Raw genomic sequence first — 18,261 nt, 5'->3', positions numbered from 1 at the left:
TGAAGAGATTTCACTGGCGCTTCGGGCAAACCGGACATGTATATTATTTTGCGCCCGATACACTGGAGTGGTAATCTACTGAGCTTGCCTATTCCGGTTTTTTGAACTGGCTGGCCGAAGGCGATTTGGGGCTGTTCTATCAGTCGTTCCGCTGGGAAGGCTGCCAAGAAGAAATGAGCCGGCTGGGAGATGGCAAGGTTTTCGCTTACTACCCGCCGCTCTGGGTGCAAGAAGGCAGCGGCGAATCGAGCAGCAAGGCACCAGTGCCTGTAACGGAGGCCCGGCAGGCTGCGAGGAGTTCGGGCTGAGTTTGTTACTGAACAGGAGGGGGATCCGCCACATGGATGCGAAAGCCAAAAAAATATTAACGAATACGTACTGGCAATCGGGAGGCTGGAGACGCGGAAGTTTTATGTTATCGGCTGAAGATTTTGAGTACGCCAAAAGCAAGGGGCTGATGTTCGATCCGCTCACCGTGTCGCATGATGAGCTGATCCGGCGGATCATTCATCTGCATGAGCATAACGTGACGAAGGAGCGGGTGGCCGCTGCGTTTTTGCACAGCCTTTCCACCCGGAAAGTTCATCTGCGCAGCGCTTTATCAAGCTGGACGTTGACCCGCCATTTACCCTCTCATACTTTCCGTATGCGTGCCGCCGATGTCCCCCGGTACAGTGAGTGCTTGTTCTGCGATGACGGCATGCTGATGTCCCAAGAGGAATATGCCGGCGAGGACCTGAACGTGCTTAATTTCGAACGGATCAAATGGGGAGGCGTCCGCCACAATTGGCTCGTTTACTGCTGGCTGGATCTGTTATGCCTGAGCCGTGAGGAGAATCCGTTCCCGGTGCGGGAAGAAGACGTGGATATGCTGAAGGGGATGATCCACGGGATTGAGGCGTGTGGTGACAAGGATGCCGCCCGGCAGCTCGAGAAAAGGTGGAAGGACGTGTTCCCCTCCAATTCGCATGAACGGGATCAGGTCATGGAGATCTGGGGTTACGCAGGCATTTTGGAAACCAAAGATTTTTACCGCAAAGAACGGGGACGGGGCACCGATTTCAATGCCGTTGCCTGCTGGCGCGGGGAAGACGGGTATTCGCGGGAGAAACTGGAGTACTTCTTCGGTCCTTATTTATAGCTGTTTTACAGTGTTTATACCAAACTAAAAGGAGAGCCGCGGGCTCTCCTTTTAGTTTGGTGATTTTTCTGGATTTCGATCGGTTCTCCGTTCCAATACGGCTGCTTGATCAAGCACAATCCACTGGTTAACTTCGTCATATCCCTTTACAACGGCTTGAACGACGTGCCGCGGGTACATCCATTGCGGCTTTCCGGACAACTCCAGCTCCCCGGTGTCAGCTAATCCTACTGCTTCGGTATTCGCAAGCGTAATGAGCGTTCCTTGCGGAAAAAAGGCTTCGATGGCGCCCTCGACCCTTTGTCCTACAGGGTGCAGCAACTTCTGGCGTTGCCACAGCTCGCCCGTGGAATTAAGGGAAGCGGACCAAACTTCCTCGAATTCTTCCTGGGTGATCAAGATCAACCCAGCTTCAGATGCATCGATCGGCTGCTCGGCCAGCATAAAATGATAGTCTCCGTCTTTCCGGTTCGAAGCGATGCACTTGCCGTCATCCTCGATGACGAGCTGGCGGTAAGCAACCCCCTGCTGGTCAATCTCGAAATACCAGGTGCCCATGCCGGGTTCGGGACAATCTTTAATATATTTCATAAACCTCTCCTTATCGGATCTATGCCTGGTCATGCAGATTTGAACCGCGATGCGTTTATTTGGGTGATCCTTATTTCAGGGGGACCTGCCCGGCCAACCGCTCGAATTGCTCCAGATGCGGGTTCAACTTTGGCTGAATGCTTTGCAAATATTTGAGGCTAGCCTCGTTTATGCGCTGTTCTGCTGCCGTATCGGCAGGGAAGATCGAGTAGCTCTTGTGGATCTTGCCGCTGCGGTACTCCGCGCTGAACAGGCTGCCGCTTTTCAACGACGCTTTGAGATGGTCAGCGCTTCCCATAATGACGAGCTGTTCCTGCGGCGATTTGTACGCGAAGTAGAAGTCCGGATCGGCCAGGGCATGAATGACATCATATCCGCTCGTCTGCACGCCGCCGCCGAAAGCACCCGTTTGGATTTCATTCGAGCGGACCGCACCATCTTCCTGGATGACTTTGTGGGTCAGCGTGCCGGTGCCGTTCATCCGGTCCAGCTTCCACTCCCCGTTATGTACGACTTTGTGGCTTTCGCCGTCGGCGGCGTACTCGTTGATGTACTTCCCTTTGCCTTCGCGCTGGCCGTTGACGAACTCGCCGGAATATTGTTTGCTGTCGCCCCATTTCATCGTTCCCCTGCCGTTAGGCTTGCCACCGCTGACTTCACCGTAATAGGTGGTTGTATCCGAAATTTGCAGCCATTCTTTGGCCGGCGCTGCTTGTACCGAAGGAGAGATGGGCCAGATCGCCGCAGCCGACAGTGAAGCGCTCAGGACAAGAGATACGGAAAGATTTTTAAGTTTGATCAAATCAATACATCCTTTCAACAAGTCATTCTATGATTGCTCACGGTTTATTGGCAATGCTTGGACAACGTTACGTGAGAAACGTTTTATTAGATGTTAGCCCTCAAGGCTCTTCGCATGGATTAGACCGCATATTTAAACGTGCAGGCATCGCGCACATAAAATTCGTTACCGATTTTCACGATATAATCGGTGATTTGAACGATCTTTCCGCTGCCGATCATCTCCTGGCCCAAAAAAACGGCAACAGGCGTCTGCTCAATCATCGCGGTATGGAAGTGAATCGGGGAAGTCAGGGGCTGCATAAATCTTCTGCTTTTCATTGCATTTCACCTCTTCCTGTCATTTTACCAAATTTCAGCAAGGAATGGTGTATACAAAACAGTTTCAAACCGCCTGAAACGGATGATGATCTGGTTGCGAACAAACCAAAACGAAGAAACTAAACGACCGTTCCCCGGTGAATACCGAAAAACGGTCGCAGCTTTGTATCCGATTTGTCGAATCAGGTGAAAAGTCCGCCTAAGCGGTCATCGGCGGGAGGCGGGCAGCCCAGTTGTCTTGCCATGGATACGATTTGGCCTTTGTGATGAAATTCGTGAGTCTCCGTATGAGTTAACAGCAGCAAAGGAGTAGGAGCCTTCGGGTAACCCCGCCAGCTCTCGTCCTGCTCGATCGGTTCATTCCAGCGATCGCGATATTCACTTATGAACCGCTGCACGAGTTCATCCGCTTCCGTAAATCGTTCACGGACGTACTTCACATCGGCGCGTTCAATTTCTTCTATGGAAATATCCCTATGCTCGTTTCTCTTCATTAACGCGAAAGATCCCAACCACCACCGATAGCAGTCAACGACATGAAGATGGGTTCGAATGATCGTTCCACGCCCAAATTCGGGAACGGGTTGATGCAAAATTTGAGGAGGCAGCTCTTCCAAGAACGCAAACATGTTTTGTCTAACGGATCGGATCCAATCGTATTGTTGCTGCAGCATTTCGAGCAACGCAATCACCTCTAGGATTTCGGATGATACTTATCGTCTTGCCATTTCAATTTCTCAGTGATCGTCAATACGTTGCCGTCGGGATCGATGATCGTAAAATAGATCGTATTGCCGCGCAGCTCGATCCGGTCCACCACCGCGCCATCGTCAATCAAAGTCTGGTACGAGCGGAATATCGCATAGGGGTCCGCACGGCGAAAACCTTCGACCAGCGCTTCGAACACCTCGATACTAAGTCCGCCACGCGGAGCTGCGAGTACGGAATCATCCCAATATTCGGGATGGCTTTCAACGGTCTTTTTCAGCCTCGTCCTCGCCCGTCTTAGAGCCGCCTTCACCGAACCCTCGGATTGTCCGAACAGCCTTCCCGTTTCCTTCGCGGTAAAGTGAAATACGTCGATCAGCAAAATCAGAACGACCTGTTTAGGTTCGAGCCGATCGGACAGCAGTTCGAGCGCCTCACGGACATCCCACTTACTCCATTCATCATAGGAACCGATTAAATGCTCTTCGAGTGGTCCGACCTGTGGCTCCCATTTGCGGCTGCGGCATATATCCACCCAAGCGTTGGCAGCAATTCGAAACAAAAATGGCTTCGTTATTTCTCTATTCGGGAACCGAGTATGCCAACGATAAGCTTTAAAAAGCGACTCTTGGAGCAAATCGTCCGCATCCCACGCCGAACCGGCCTTAGCCAGACAATATCGTTTCAGATCGCTTTGCAGCGGAAGTGTCATCTTCGCAAATGTCTCATATCCTGCGTCTATTAAGTGATCTTCCTGCGTCACTATTGCTGCTTCCTTATATTATTCTTGTGAGTAAAATACGGCGTTTGCCCCGTTTCTTCCACAATATCCACGGGATTTCCGTCCAGATCGAATGCTTTGAAAAACCTGTACCCATCCTCTTCGTGGATTTCGCTTAATTCCGCTCCTTTCGCCTTAAGCTGGCTATACGAATGGTTGATATCATACGAAGTGAAATTGAAGTATGGCATCATTTCTTTACCGGTATCAAATTGGACAGGCTGCGGTTTCTCCACTTTCCATAACAAAACCAAGGTTTGGCCGTTAGGGAAGGCGAGCCCGACCCGATCATCTGTCTTTTCAATCGTCTCCAGATCGAACATTCGAACGTACCATTCCTCTGAACGTGTAATGTCGGTCACCGGAATAAAAATGGCGGATACATAAGCGATGATTTTTTCCATAGATGAGCACTCTCCTTTAAGCTGATTTTCAATCTAATAACGATAAAAATCCATAATAAGATACGGGGTAGCAAAGAGTCTTTTTAAATTTTAGCCCGGTTTATGGATCAGGCCTGCTGCCGGAGAACGTCAAAGAGGGCTGCAACAGGTCGCTCGCCAGCAACTTGTCACAGCCCACAATTCAGTGCTAGATGCGTCTCCCGCAGATTACTCTTCCCCTGTCGCAATCGGATTTTCGCTGTACGAAATCCAGTCGCTCCAGCTGCCGGCGTACAGCCGGACATCCGGGTATCCGAGCTCGGTCAAGGCAAGGACATTCGGGCAGGCCGACACGCCTGAACCGCAGTAGACGATAATTTCATGGTCCTTCGGCACGTCCTTATAGTACTCTTTGAGCTCATCGAGGGATTTCCATTCCCCGTTGTCCTGCAGGACGCCCTTCCAAAACTTGTTCTTGGCGCCGGGAATATGGCCGGCGGTATGGTCGATCGTCTCGTTCAGACCCAGGTAGCGGGAGGATTCACGCGAATCCAGGATGACGATCGATGGATCCTTCATCGCCTGGCGGACGTCTTCCAGGTTGACGAGCATTTCAGGATGCACATCAGCCGTGAAGGTGGTAGGTACCCGAACCGGCTGGTCCTTGCTGACGGGGTAGCCTGCATCCTTCCATGCGCTGAAGCCTTCGTTCATGACGAACACCGTCTCATGACCCATGTAGCTCAGCAGCCACCACAGACGCGAAGCGTACAGTCCGCCTTGATCGTCATAAGCGATGACACGGGTTTCCCGGTTGATGCCGACTTTCCCCAGCTTTGCGGCAAGCTGGCCGGTATCGGGCAGGGGATGCCGCCCGCCATGCTCACTGACAGAGGAAGACAAATCCTTTTCCAGGTCAAGGAAAACCGCTCCCGGGATATGGCTCTCCTCATAGGAAATCCTTCCGGCATCGGGCTGTCCCAACATGAACCGGCAGTCGACGATCGTCACGTCGGGCTCGTACATCCGGGCAAGCACCCAAGCTTTGTTCACTAGTACGCTCAATTAAAAACACCGCCTTAATTCAATGATAATATCTTGAATGGAATATTGTTCTATTATACCAGCGGGGCGGGGGGTTGTCTCTCCAATCGGTTTCTTCGGCAAGGTCAAGTGTGTTATGATAAACGCGCTGCGGACAAGCCGCCGCAAAATAAAAAAACGGCCGGGTCGCCCCACAAGGGGAGATATCCAGCCGTCATCATAGAGCCTGAAATGTAGGCAATCCTCATTTATGGTAAACGATTCTCACATGGAGATGGGTGTAAATCTCTTCCGTATAATGGTCATTCGGACAGCTCTTGATGACGCGGAGGTGATCTTTGCTCGAAACCAAAGGCTCAGAGCATGAAGGGCAGCGGTCTACAAACAAGCTCTTTAATTTCGCAAACAAGCTTATTCACCATCCTATTCCCATTGATTTACTTGGGTTTATTATAAACGCTAATGTTCCATTCGTATAGTGTTAATTTTGAGTTTTTCGCTGCGAACTATTCAGTCATCCAGAGGTGTGTAGTAGATGGATTTAGCAGGACATATCGTTATGTTTTTTATCGGGCTGGCAGGTTCCTTTTTTTCAGGTCTGCTGGGCATCGGCGGAGCCATTATCAATTACCCGCTGCTGCTCTATGTGCCGGGACTCTTTGGCGTGGAGACGTTCAGCCCGCGGCAGGTTTCCTCGATCAGCATGATCCAGGTATTTTTCTCTTCCCTGGCAGGCATGCTGGCTTTTCTCAGACAGAGCAAAAAAGAAAAGCCGCTGATGCACAAAGGGCTGATCATGAATATGGGGGCGAGTATTCTGATCGGCAGCTTGGCAGGCAGCCTGGGCTCGGCTTCTTTGCCCAGCGCAAGCATCAATATTATTTACGGGGTGCTGGCCGTGATTGCAGCTGTCTTGATGATGATTCCCGGCCGTGGCACCCAGGAGGAAGTGCAGCTGGCATCGGTGCAGTATAACCCTTGGATTTCCGCGGTTTCCGCCTTGATGGTGGGCGTTGTCTCTGGGATTGTCGGTGCCGGAGGTTCCTTTATTCTGATTCCGATCATGCTGACCCTGCTGCGGATTCCGGTGCGGGTGACGGTGGCTTCCTCACTGGCGATCGTGTTTATCTCGGCTATCGGCGGCGTATCCGGGAAAATAGCCGGCGGGCATATCCCGCTGTGGCCCACCTTGTTTACCGTGGTAGGGAGCATCCTTGGCGCACCGGTGGGAACGATGGTCAGCCGCCACCTCAACGTCAAATCGTTGAGAATCGCCCTTGCCATCCTGATCGCAGCCACCGCCGTAAAAATTTGGTGGGGCATTATTACAGCAGGCATATAAGGTGAATCCTAAGCATGTATATTTCTGTGCCCGAGGTCGAAGATGAACAAACAGGAAGAACATACCGAGAACAAGAAGGGTGTGAAGGCTTTGCATAGACTGCTTCGAATCAGCTTGGCATGCGTGATGTCAATCATGCTCGTAACCGGCTGTTCCTTAAATCACGGAGGAAATAACGCATCTGGACAAACGGGTGCAAATGGTCAACATGATGCAACGGGGCAAGAGGGTACTGCCGGAGGGAACGGTGAGCCGAATTCTTCTGCGAATCAAGGCGGAAATTCGTCCAATCCTCCAGAGGGCACGTCAAATGGAGACGGAGGCAGCGGCCAGGATACGGGTCAAGACGGATCGCATCCGGGTGGCACAATTACAACAGCGGACGATCCGGTCCTTAAGCAGCTGAACCAGCTGACGACCGAAGAGAAGATCGGCCAGCTCGTACTCGTGGGTATGGACGGGACCGCCACAAGTGCAGAGACTCGCGAGCTCGTGCAGAAGTATTATGTCGGCGGATTTATTTTCTACAAAAATAATATCGACAGCACGAAGCAGGCACTGAGCCTGTTCAACGGCCTCAAAAAAGACAACCGGGACAATCCCGTGCCGCTGTGGATGAGCGTGGACGAGGAAGGGGGACGGGTGTCCCGGATGCCGGATGAATTCGTCGACATGCCGACGAACCTCGCCATTGGAAGGAAGAACAGCACGGAGTTATCCCACGGCATCGGGCAGATCCTCGGCCGGGAGCTGGCCGGATTCGGGCTGAACATGGATTTTGCGCCGGTGCTGGACGTCAACAGCAATCCGGACAATCCCGTGATCGGGGACCGTTCCTTCGGCAATGACGCGGAACGGGTTGCCCGGCTAGGCAAAGCTACGATGGAGGGAATCCGTGAGGAGCATGTGGTGCCGGTCGTGAAGCATTTCCCGGGGCATGGCGATACATCCGTGGACTCCCACATCGGTCTGCCTGTCGTGAACCATGACCTGGCGAGATTGCGGAAGCTCGAGCTCGTGCCGTTCCAGGCTGCGGTGAAAGACCAGGCGGATGTCGTCATGATCGCGCATCTGCTGATGCCGAAGCTGGATCCGGACCACCCGGCCTCCTTCTCCAAAGCCGTCATTACGGACCTGCTCCGCAATGAGCTTGGGTTCAAAGGGGTCGTCATCTCGGACGACATGACGATGGGGGCAATCGATAAAAATTACAGCATTGGCAAGGCATCAGTCGGGGCCATCCTTGCGGGCGGGAACATCATTCTCATCGGGCATGATTACGCCAAGGAGAAGGAGGCCATCCAGGCACTGACGGACGCTGTAAAGGACGGCACGATCTCTGAAGAGGTGCTCAATGACCGGGTATACGCCGTTCTTAAGCTGAAGGCTGCTTATGGAATTACCGACGAACCGGCAAAAGGGCCGGATGTGGACTGGATCAACAAGGATGCCCGCAGTTTGTTGACCCAATATGGATTGAAATAGAGTCTATCACGAGATGCTAGTAAGAGATGATGGATAATCCGCTATCACGGGTCGAAGAATTGTTAAGACAATAGCACGGGGCTGGATGACAAGCTTGGCATATACTATTCTATCTTCAAGGAAAGGAATGAGAGATATGCCAACATTTGATAGCATCCAGGTGACAGGGAACGCTACCATAGGCCAGGACCTTCAGGTCAACGGCAATGAGACGATCATGCAAAATTTCAACGTGGTGGGGAACCAGACGATAACTGGGTCCTCCCAGATCAACGGCAACCAAACCATTGCCGGGTCTCAGCAGGTCAACGGCAGCCAGACGGTATCCGTTAATATCGGCGCCGGCAGTACGGTGAGCGCGGCATTCCGAGTGGTCGCGCAAGCCCAACCGACCGTGCCGATGGGTAGTCCCACCCTGCAGCAGATCCATCTCTATGCGGGAGTCATGGCCAGCCAGCCCGGCCTTGTGCTCAAGGGCACGGACGGTAACAACTACGTGCTCTTCGTTGACGTTTCGAGCGGAACGCCTACGCTTGCGCTGATGCGTACGTAAAACTGACATATAAGCTGACCGGAGTGGATTTGGACCGGGTCCAAGACGAAATGAAAAGGCGCTGCCTCTGATGGAGAGGAGCGCCTTTTTTCATAATATCAGAAAGTATAAACTCCAAAGCCATGGCTTCCTGATATTGCAAGAAAAATCACCTTTAAACGCGGTCTGTCTTCTTTGAAGGTACATCGATCGACGTGAAGTATGTATGGACATTTCATCCGGCAGCCTCGCGCGGCGGCTGCTTCTTCCGGCCCAGCAGCCTGCTGACGTTGAGCTCGGACAGGGCTACGCCGAGCAGAACGAGTCCGGCGCCTGCATATCCTTGGACGGACAGCGTTTCGTTCATGAACAGCAGGCCGAAGACGGCAGCCACGACCGGCTCCAAGGCAAAGATGAGGCCTGCTTGGGTTGCGGTCGTATACTGCTGGGCCATGGTCTGCAGGATAAAGCCAAGCGCGCTGCACACGAGGCTGAGCGCCAGCACCGCCACCCAGCCGGAGATGCTGCCGGGCAGGCGCGGGGTCTCCCACAGCACCGTGAAGACGAGCCCGAATGCGCCGGCAAAGCCGAGCTGCCAAATGCCGATGCAGAGCGGATCCGGCGATGTTTTGGCTGCACGGCCCGTCAGCATCATGTGGACGGCGAACAGCAAGGCCCCAAGGATGCACCACAGGTCTCCGAAGCCGATGCCGGACTGGGGCCGCAGCGTGAGCAGACCGATTCCGGTCATGGCCAGCAGGACGCCCAGGACGAGCCGCTTACTTGGCATGCTTTTGCCGAATACGGCCGAGAGAACCGGCACGAAGATGACCGTCAGGCTCATTAAAAAGCCCGCATTGGATGTGGACGTTCCTTGAAGCCCAAGCATAATGGAGGCAAACACGCCGAACAGGATGAAGCCTAAAAGCGCGGCATGCTTCAATACAGAGACGTCTGTATTGCGGCGAAGCCGGCCTGCGAAGAGGCCGCCGGCGGCGATGAACGCCAGCCCGAACCGGAGGGCGATCAGGTTGAAGGGCTGAACCGAATCCAGCCCCATTTTCATAAACAGATAGGAAGAGCCCCAGAAAAGGGTGACGATCATAATCATGACATTTGCTTTGAAAGGTTTCATGGAATAGGAGACCCTGCCTTTACACGATCAAACTTGAACAACAGCTTTCGCCTGATCCAGTATACGTGGTATTTTTAAATAAGAAAATTGAATGTTTTGAATGCGAAGTATGAATGAAATTAATAAAAAAAGGGTGGCGAAGGTGAGCCTGTTTAAGTATGAAGTGTTTCATAAAGTGGTAGAGCTTGGCAGCCTGACAAGAGCTTCCGAGGCGCTGGGTTTGACCCAGTCCGGCGTGAGCCATGCCGTTCACAGTCTGGAAACGGAGTTCGGCTTCACGATCCTTACGCGAAACCGTTCCGGCGTCCGTCTGACCGATAACGGGGAACGCGTGCTTGCATTCGTACGGGAGATGCTGCAGGTGCAGGAGCGGCTGAAGCAGGAAGTGGCGGCCATCAACGGGCTGGAAACCGGCACGATCCGGATCGGAACCTTTACCAGCATTTCGGTGCAGTGGCTCCCGGGGATTATCCGCGATTTCCTGGCCAGCCATCCCCGGATCGAAGTAAACTTGTATGAAGGGGACTACCATGAGATCGAGGAATGGCTGCTCAGCGGCGAAATTGACTTCGGGTTTGTGTCGATGCCCACCCTCGATTCGTTCGAGGTCATCCCGTTAAAACTGGACCGGATGCTGTGCATCCTTCCCCCGGGCCATCGCCTGGAAAAAGAGTCCTGCATACGGTACGTCGACATTGCCAACGAGCCCTTCATTATGCCGAAGGAAGGCAGCGATTACGATGTTCGGCGGGTACTGCGCAAAGGAAGGGTCAAACCGCCGGTCAAATTCCGGGCGGCCGACGATTATGCGATCGTGGCCATGGTGGAGAACGGACTTGGCATCAGCATTTTACCGGAAATGATCCTGCGGGGCAGGCGGAACGAGGTGGTAGCACTGGAGCTGGAGGACGGAAGCTGCCGGTCACTGGGGATCGCCCTGAACGCTACGAGGAACGTCTCTCCGGCGACGCGGAAAATGATCGATTGCGCCCGAAGCTGGCTCGCCGATGAAGCGCGGGCGGGAGGAGCGAAACCAGCAAGGGGGGAGTAACGTATACACGGGTGGACGAGCCTGAATTTGACAAGAACGATCCGGGCGGTATAACTATAGAAAATGGATCTGGACCCTATCATGTAAAGGAAGCGGTGTTACGATGACGGAACATCAATCTGCAATCGGCGGGGCTTCGAAAGAAGCGGCCGCCCCCAAAGGAGACTGGAAGGCGTTCATCCGCCTCGTCATGCAGACGAGGCCGTCGAAATGGCTGCTCGCCGTGGCTTCGGTCTTGAGCGTCATTTCCACGCTGGTCAGCCTGATCGTCCCGTATTTTACGAAAAATCTGGTGGACAGCTTCTCTGTGGAGTCGATCCGTCCGGAGCAGATCGTACTGCTGGTCGTGACGTTCGTCCTGCAGGCGATTGCCGGCGGCGTCTCGATCTACCTGCTGAACCGGCTGGGGCAGGAGGTGGTGGCCAAGCTCCGCGACAGGCTGTGGAAGAAGCTGCTGACGCTCACCATCCCCTACTATGACAATAACCGGACCGGAGATACCGTGAGCCGGATGACCAATGATACCGCGGTGCTGAAATCGCTCGTATCCGAGCATGTGACCGGTTTTTTTAACGGCATCATCTCTATGATCGGTTCGATCATCATCCTGCTGCTGATGGACTGGCAGATGACGCTGATCATGCTCGCCGCCATCCCGGTGGCTTCGGCGGTGCTGGTGCCGCTCGGCCGGACCATGCTGAACATTTCACGTAAAATGCAGGATGAAACTGCCTCGTTCACAGCAGTGCTGAACCAGGTGCTGTCCGAGATCCGGCTGGTTAAAGCCTCGAACGCCGAAGACCGCGAAGAGCGGGTCGGGCGGAGTTCTATTGAGAGCCTGCTGTCGCTCGGCATCCGCGAGGGCAAAGTTCAGGCGTTCATCGGCCCGGTCATTTCGCTGGTCATGATGGGCCTGCTGGTCGTCATTATCGGATACGGCGGCATGCGCGTATCCAGCGGGGCGCTGACCGCCGGGGAGCTCGTGGCATTCATTCTGTACTTGTTCCAGATTGTCATGCCAGTGAACCAGATTACGGCTTTTTTTACGCAGCTGCAAAAATCCGTGGGGGCAACCGAACGCATCGTCTCCATTTTGGAGGACGAGCAGGAGGACGTGCTGCAGGGCCGCACGCTGACCGATGCGGCTCAGGCCATCGAAGCGGAAAATTTGACGTTTGCCTACAACGGCGATGGCGAGGGCGTGCTGCACGGACTTAACTTCACGCTGGAGCCCGGCAAGGTGACGGCCGTGGTCGGACCGAGCGGGGGCGGGAAAACGACGCTGTTCTCCCTGATCGAACGCTTCTACAAGCCGACCGGAGGCACCATCCGTATCGGCGGGGAAGATATCGAATCCTTTTCGCTGCATTCTTGGCGCAGCCGGATCGGATATGTACCGCAGGAGAGCCCGATCATTTCCGGCACGATCCGCGACAATATTTGTTACGGGCTGGACCGGAAAGTGACGGACGAGGAAGTGGAACGGGCGGCGCATATGGCGTATGCCGATATTTTTATTCATGAGCTGCCGGACGGATATGACACGGAAGTCGGTGAACGCGGAGTGAAGCTGTCCGGCGGCCAGCGCCAGCGGATTTCGATCGCCCGGGCGCTGCTGCGGAACCCGCAAATTTTGATGATGGACGAGGCGACTTCGAGTCTCGACAGCAAGTCGGAGGTGTTCGTCCAAAAGGCGCTCGACAACTTGATGAAGGGCCGGACGACGCTGGTTATCGCCCACCGGCTGTCGACCGTCGTTGATGCGGATCAGATCCTGTTCATCGAGAAGGGCCGCATTACAGGAAGCGGGACGCACCAGGAGCTGTTCGAATCGCATGCCATGTACCGTGAGTTTGCCATGCAGCAGCTGCGCATCGGCGAAGACGCGCCGGCAGGGGAACTGCCTGAGCCGGCATCCGAGCCCGCCCTGAATCTTCCGCCGTCGGCGGAAAGGAAATGAGGTATTGTTTTGTTTCGTATATTCATTATCGAAGATGACGCCAAAATCTCCTCCATGCTGAAGGCGCATGTGGAGAAATACGGGTATGAGGCGGCGGTGCTGGAGGATTTCGACCGGGTGATGGAACGGTTTGAATCTTTCCAGCCGCATCTCGTTCTGCTGGACGTCAATCTTCCGAAGTTTGACGGCTTTTATTGGTGCCGGCAGATCCGGCATGTGTCCACATGCCCGGTGCTGTTCATTTCGGCGCGCGACAGTGAAATGGACCAGGTGATGGCGCTGGAGAACGGGGCGGACGATTATATAACGAAGCCTTTTGCTTATGAAGTGGTGATGGCCAAAATCCGCAGCAGCCTTCGCCGTGCCTACGGCTCTTATTCCGGCAGGCAGGAGGAGCGCAAAGTAGAGGAACCGGGCGGACTGACGCTGTATCCGGAACGGTTTATTCTGTCATCAGCCAGCGCCAGTGTAGAGCTGACACAGAAGGAATCGATGCTGATTGAAGCGCTGATGAACCGGGCCGGCCGAGTCGTCAGCCGCAACCGTCTGCTGGATCTGCTGTGGGAAGATCATCATTTTGTCGATGACAACACGCTGAACGTCTATATGACCCGGCTGCGCAAGAAGCTGAAGGAGCTGGACATGGAGGAGCGGATCGAAACGGTACGCGGAGCCGGGTATGTGCTCCGTACCATGGGAGAGGAGACGCCGTGAGGCTGTTTTTGAAAGAGCACATCCCGCTTCTGATCGTATACCTTGTGCAGATCATCCTGGTCGGAACGCTGTTTTGGCTGGGATCGGATACGCATTCCGTCTCCATCTCCCTTTACAGCGCCGTCCTGATAACGGTTCTATTATTCGTTTATTTAACCTACAGGTATTTGAGCCACCGCCGCTTATACCAGCGGTTGTCGGAGCCGGCGGGGACGCTGGACCAGTCCCAGAACGAAATCGGGGAGACCCCGCTCGCCGATGCGCTGCATGAGCTGCTTGAGAATCAATTTCAGCTGTACCAGAATGAGCTCTATGATACGAGGCAGCGCCTTGCGCTTCATACCGCTTTTATCAACCGGTGGGTGCACCAAATGAAAACGCCGCTCTCGGTCATCCAGCTTACACTGCAGGATATGGACTTGGACGACGAGGTGGAGGGCAGCCTTCAGGAGGAGCTGGACAAGCTGCGCAAGGGATTGGAGATGGCACTGTATACATCCCGGCTGGACCGGTTTGAGCATGACTTTCGGGTCGATGCCATTCCGCTCCGGTCCGCCGTCCAGGAGGCTGTGGCCGACAACCGGCGCTGGTTCATCCGCAATCGTCTTGTACCGGACATCCGGATCGATGAGGAGCTGGCCGTCTACTCGGACGCCAAGTGGCTCCATTTCATGCTGGGTCAAGTGATCACGAATGCTGTCATGTATTCGGCCGGCCGCGGTGAGCGAGTAGTGTTTGCGACCAGCCGCCGCGAAGCCGAAACGGTGCTGGAAATCACGGATCAAGGCGTGGGCATCCGGCCCGAGGATTTGGGGCGGGTATTTGAGCCTTATTACACGGGAAGTGCGGGGCGGAACTACCACGAATCGACGGGAATGGGTCTGTACCTGGTCCGCGAGGTGTGCAGCCGGCTCGGTCACCGCGTAGAAATCGATTCGGCTCCCGAACAGGGAACGACGGTAAGGTTCGTTTTTGATGCGCGGCCGATACGGCTGCCTGTCTAACAATCGCAGAGGGAGAGAGGGCGCTTTGATGAAATGTCATGGCGTCCTTTTTTGCGGTGAGGGGCACCGAACATATCCTTACGAAGGTTTAAGATTGGCGTAAGACGAATCCATAGTTTTGGCTGCGGGTTATGCTTTACAGTAAAGGTATCACAGAAGACAGACAAGAAAGGAGCATTCCTGTGACGGATATTTTGAAAGTGACCGGCTTGAGCAAAGTCTATCCGGGCAAAGTAACCACCCGCGCATTAACCAATATTCAGCTGACGATCAAGCAAGGCGAATTTGTCGGCATTATGGGGCCCTCGGGAAGCGGCAAAACGACGCTGCTGAACATGGTCTCCACGATCGATGCGCCAAGCTCCGGGGAGGTGCTGATCAACGGGCAGAATCCCCACAAGCTGAAGAAGAAGGAACTGGCGGGATTCCGTCGGCGCCAGCTGGGCTTTGTTTTTCAGGACTTCAACCTGCTGGATACCCTTACCGTGGCCGAAAACATCGTGCTTCCGCTGACGCTGGACCGGGTGAAGCTGCCGGATATAGAAGCGCGGCTAACGCGGATTGCAGACAAGCTTGGCATTACCGATATTTTAAACAAACGCACCTATGAGATTTCCGGAGGACAACGGCAGCGTGCCGCCATCGCGCGGGCAATCATCCCTTCGCCGTCCCTGCTGCTCGCCGATGAGCCGACCGGGGCGCTGGATTCCGCATCCTCCCGCAACGTGATGGAGACGATGGCGAAGCTGAACGTCGCCGACCGCGTGACGATGATGCTGGTAACGCATGACCCCCAGGCCGCAAGCTACTGCCACCGGGTGGTTTTCATCAAGGACGGCGAGCTGTCGGGAGAAATTCACCGGGGAGAGAGCCGGCAGGCCTTTTTCCAAAAAATCATCGAGATGCTGTCTTTCCTGGGAGGTAACGCACATGAGCTTTCCTCAATTCGCGTTTAACAACGTCAAGCGCAACGCCAGGGCTTATTTCGCTTACTACCTCAGCAGCAGCTTTATGGTGATGGTGTTTTTTACGTATGCTTTGTTTATTTTCCATCCGGACATCAACAAAACCGAGCTTGGACACACGACGATGCTGGTCATGCTGATTATGGAGTACATCATTTACATTTTTTCATTTCTGTTTGTGCTCTACTCGATCGGGGCTTTTCTGAAGGCAAGAAACAAGGAATTCGGCATCCTGACGATTCTGGGGGCGGAGCAGGGCCAGATCAGCCGCCTGGTCTTCATCGAAAATATGATCATCGGCGCATCGTCCATCGTGACCGGGATCGGCAGCGGCCTTATTCTGTCCAAGCTGTTTCTGCTGCTGAGCGCAAAGGTAGTGGGCATGGAGAAGCTGGGGCTGTACCTTCCGGTCAAAGCGGTGCTGCTGACGGTGGCCGCGTTCGCCCTGCTGTTCATCGCTATTTCGGCATTTACGCTGATCCTGATCCGCCGCAATCACGTCCTGCATCTGCTGCAGGGGTCGAATCGGCCGAAAACCGAGCCGAAGGCGTCCATCCTGATTTCCTTATTCGGGATCGCCCTTCTGGCCGCCGGCTATATGTCACTCCGGGTGAATCTCGTTCTCGCCGCCGTGACCGGGATTGCGGGGACGTATTTCTTTTTCACGCAAATTACCGTGCTCGTCATGCGTCTCTTGAAGCGCAGCCGCAGGTGGGTGTGGAAGGGGACGAACCTGATCTGGATTTCCGAAATGGCCTATAAAATGAAAGATAATGCGAGAGTGCTGTTCATGGTGACGGTCGTCACAGCTATTTCCTGTATGAGTGTCGCGTTCGTGATGTCCATCAACGAGACGAATAAAGATAATTACAGGGCGAATCCGTATGCCATCCGGCTTTCGGTGTATGACGACACAGGCTTGAAGGGTGATATGGCGCTGATCGAGCAATCGCTGAGCCGTCAAGGCATTACCTATCAGACGATTCGTACGGAGCAATATTTTAGCGTGGTGGAAGATAGAACCTCTTCAGTCTCGGTTATGCCTCAGTCCATGTACAATCAACTGGCAAAAGCCGTCGGTGCACCGAAGGTTGGCAAGCTGGATTACCATCAGGCGGTGCATGTCATCCCTGCAACGGAGGTATCAAGGGAGCGTCCGGATTGGTACGACCTCAGGAAAATTACGCTGCGGGATACGAAAGCCGAGCTGGACATCGCCGATACGATTAAGCCTGACGTGAACGTGTCGCCTACCGTATCGGATATGCTGGTTATTTCGGATGATGAATATCAGGTGCACAAGAAGCTTCTGTCCTCTGAGCCGAAATCTAACCGAATCCAGGACAGCGTCGTCTATTTGGTTCCCGAATGGTCATCAGGCACCGTTCCTGCGGAGGGGGATCCAGAAATCAGCATTGGCATGAAGCTGAAGCAGGAGGGGATCGACAGGGAATTGAGCGGCCAATCCGAAAACATCATCAGCGCTCGGGGCGGGGATTACTACTCGCTGAGGCAGTCCTTCGCGATGATGAGCTTTGCCGGAATTTTCATTACGGCGGTTCTGTCCATTTCCTCCGCGAGCTTCCTGTATTTCAAGCTGCACCATGAGCTGACGCAGGATCAGCGGATGTACCAGTCGATGTCCAAAATCGGCCTGAAAATCCAGGAAATGAGCCGCGCCGCAACGCTGCAGATCGCCGCCCTGTTCTTCGTTCCGATCGTGGTGTCGGTCATACAGACGCTCGTCGTGCTGAATGCCGTCCGTAAGGACTTCGGTGTCGGGGAAGTGAATTCATCCGTTTTGATCGCTTCGATCGCTTTTGTTATCGTCCAGATGGTATACTTCCTGATCGTACGCTCGCGTTACGTTCATAAGCTCAAGCGTGTGATGGTGTAAAATTAGGAAAACCGTCTCCGTTCCGGTACATCCGGTGTGGAGACGTTTTTTTTCATAAACTCGAAGTCCGGAAAATCATAGCTGAGCTATTATTTGAGCAGGTTTTTTAAGGTTGCTACAGGTTTTACCTTTGTAGAGTATGTGAACAGCGTCAGAATCAAGGAAGCCAAACATCTGCTCGAGCAGACGACTTTGAAGGTAAATCTTATTGCCAGGAAGGTGGGTTTCGGGAGCGTTACGCATTTTGGCCGGGTGTTCAAAGCGGCTACGGGACATGCGCCTCTATATTATAGAAAGGGAAAATAGAGTGTGATTCTGCATTGACAATTTCCTCCCCAGGGTTATAATCAAATTTGTTAATGACTTATAGAAAATGTTAATGGATGCTTGTCCGATTAGCGCCCTT

18 protein-coding genes and 2 pseudogenes are annotated in these 18,261 nt (G+C 53.9%); 12 read left to right on the top strand and 8 right to left on the bottom strand.

The annotated features are described in order from the left end of the window. Positions 1–89 precede the first annotated feature (89 nt). Positions 90–308, top strand: a pseudogene (locus tag K2F33_RS27300) (DUF2625 family protein); the annotation flags it as partial. A 32-nt stretch (positions 309–340) separates the two neighbouring features. Then, entirely contained in the window at positions 341–1,141 is an 801-nt protein-coding gene (locus tag K2F33_RS27295; protein WP_263880031.1) for a hypothetical protein, read from the top strand. Between the two features lie 51 nt (positions 1,142–1,192). On the opposite strand, the gene K2F33_RS27290 is transcribed toward K2F33_RS27295, so the two are convergent. From K2F33_RS27290 to K2F33_RS27260, 7 genes are all read right to left on the bottom strand, one after another. Next, entirely contained in the window at positions 1,193–1,732 is a 540-nt protein-coding gene (locus tag K2F33_RS27290; protein ID WP_263880029.1) for a hypothetical protein, read from the bottom strand. A 70-nt stretch (positions 1,733–1,802) separates the two neighbouring features. Then, complete coding sequence (locus K2F33_RS27285) at positions 1,803–2,534, bottom strand: MORN repeat-containing protein (protein WP_263880027.1); 732 nt, start codon at positions 2,532–2,534, stop codon at positions 1,803–1,805. 119 nt (positions 2,535–2,653) lie between these two features. Beyond that, positions 2,654–2,854: a hypothetical protein gene (locus K2F33_RS27280; protein ID WP_234489624.1), complete on the bottom strand. Its 201-nt coding sequence runs from the start codon at positions 2,852–2,854 to the stop codon at positions 2,654–2,656. A gap of 182 nt (positions 2,855–3,036) precedes the next feature. Then, positions 3,037–3,537, bottom strand: a complete 501-nt coding sequence (locus tag K2F33_RS27275; protein WP_263880025.1) for a DinB family protein — start codon at positions 3,535–3,537, stop codon at positions 3,037–3,039. 11 nt (positions 3,538–3,548) lie between these two features. Next, positions 3,549–4,325, bottom strand: coding sequence for an RNA polymerase sigma factor (locus K2F33_RS27270; protein WP_263880023.1), 777 nt, complete (start codon positions 4,323–4,325; stop codon positions 3,549–3,551). Continuing rightward, complete coding sequence (locus tag K2F33_RS27265) at positions 4,325–4,747, bottom strand: VOC family protein (protein ID WP_116231020.1); 423 nt, start codon at positions 4,745–4,747, stop codon at positions 4,325–4,327. The genes K2F33_RS27270 and K2F33_RS27265 overlap by 1 nt, the downstream gene beginning before the upstream one ends. A gap of 207 nt (positions 4,748–4,954) precedes the next feature. Next, positions 4,955–5,791, bottom strand: coding sequence for a sulfurtransferase (locus K2F33_RS27260; RefSeq protein WP_145946384.1), 837 nt, complete (start codon positions 5,789–5,791; stop codon positions 4,955–4,957). Positions 5,792–6,305: 514 nt separating this feature from the next. Between K2F33_RS27260 and K2F33_RS27255 the strand changes: the two genes are divergently transcribed. From K2F33_RS27255 to K2F33_RS27245, 3 genes are all read left to right on the top strand, one after another. After that, positions 6,306–7,112 carry a sulfite exporter TauE/SafE family protein gene (locus K2F33_RS27255; protein WP_263880018.1) on the top strand — a complete coding sequence of 269 codons (807 nt, stop codon included), beginning with the start codon at positions 6,306–6,308 and terminating at the stop codon, positions 7,110–7,112. Positions 7,113–7,154: 42 nt separating this feature from the next. Next, positions 7,155–8,597 carry a beta-N-acetylhexosaminidase gene (gene nagZ, locus K2F33_RS27250; protein WP_263880016.1) on the top strand — a complete coding sequence of 481 codons (1,443 nt, stop codon included), beginning with the start codon at positions 7,155–7,157 and terminating at the stop codon, positions 8,595–8,597. Positions 8,598–8,733: 136 nt separating this feature from the next. Then, positions 8,734–9,150 carry a hypothetical protein gene (locus K2F33_RS27245; protein ID WP_145134539.1) on the top strand — a complete coding sequence of 139 codons (417 nt, stop codon included), beginning with the start codon at positions 8,734–8,736 and terminating at the stop codon, positions 9,148–9,150. Between the two features lie 214 nt (positions 9,151–9,364). On the opposite strand, the gene K2F33_RS27240 is transcribed toward K2F33_RS27245, so the two are convergent. After that, positions 9,365–10,264, bottom strand: coding sequence for a DMT family transporter (locus K2F33_RS27240; RefSeq protein ID WP_212968912.1), 900 nt, complete (start codon positions 10,262–10,264; stop codon positions 9,365–9,367). 142 nt (positions 10,265–10,406) lie between these two features. On the opposite strand from K2F33_RS27240, the gene K2F33_RS27235 reads away from it, so the two are divergent. The 7 genes and pseudogenes from K2F33_RS27235 to K2F33_RS27205 all read left to right on the top strand — a co-directional run. Next, positions 10,407–11,315 carry a LysR family transcriptional regulator gene (locus K2F33_RS27235; protein ID WP_263882460.1) on the top strand — a complete coding sequence of 303 codons (909 nt, stop codon included), beginning with the start codon at positions 10,407–10,409 and terminating at the stop codon, positions 11,313–11,315. A gap of 103 nt (positions 11,316–11,418) precedes the next feature. After that, the gene (locus K2F33_RS27230) at positions 11,419–13,275 is read left to right on the top strand and encodes an ABC transporter ATP-binding protein (protein ID WP_318671364.1); all 1,857 of its coding nucleotides are present in this window, start codon (positions 11,419–11,421) and stop codon (positions 13,273–13,275) included. Positions 13,276–13,284: 9 nt separating this feature from the next. Further along, positions 13,285–13,989, top strand: coding sequence for a response regulator transcription factor (locus K2F33_RS27225; RefSeq protein ID WP_263880012.1), 705 nt, complete (start codon positions 13,285–13,287; stop codon positions 13,987–13,989). Next, positions 13,986–14,993: a sensor histidine kinase gene (locus K2F33_RS27220; protein ID WP_263880010.1), complete on the top strand. Its 1,008-nt coding sequence runs from the start codon at positions 13,986–13,988 to the stop codon at positions 14,991–14,993. The genes K2F33_RS27225 and K2F33_RS27220 overlap by 4 nt, the downstream gene beginning before the upstream one ends. Before the next feature lie 182 nt (positions 14,994–15,175). Then, positions 15,176–15,949, top strand: a complete 774-nt coding sequence (locus tag K2F33_RS27215) for an ABC transporter ATP-binding protein (protein ID WP_412973949.1) — start codon at positions 15,176–15,178, stop codon at positions 15,947–15,949. Next, entirely contained in the window at positions 15,924–17,855 is a 1,932-nt protein-coding gene (locus K2F33_RS27210; protein ID WP_263880006.1) for an FtsX-like permease family protein, read from the top strand. Before K2F33_RS27215 ends, K2F33_RS27210 begins: the two co-directional genes overlap by 26 nt. Before the next feature lie 87 nt (positions 17,856–17,942). Further along, a pseudogene (locus K2F33_RS27205) lies at positions 17,943–18,161 on the top strand (helix-turn-helix domain-containing protein); the annotation flags it as partial. Between the last annotated feature and the right edge of the window lie 100 nt (positions 18,162–18,261).

The organism is Paenibacillus sp. PSB04, from assembly GCF_025809195.1.
Taxonomy (GTDB): Bacteria; Bacillota; Bacilli; order Paenibacillales; family Paenibacillaceae; genus Paenibacillus_AQ; species Paenibacillus_AQ favisporus.
The sequence above is the reverse complement of the archived record's forward strand: the minus strand, read 5'-3'. Positions and strand labels throughout refer to the sequence as shown.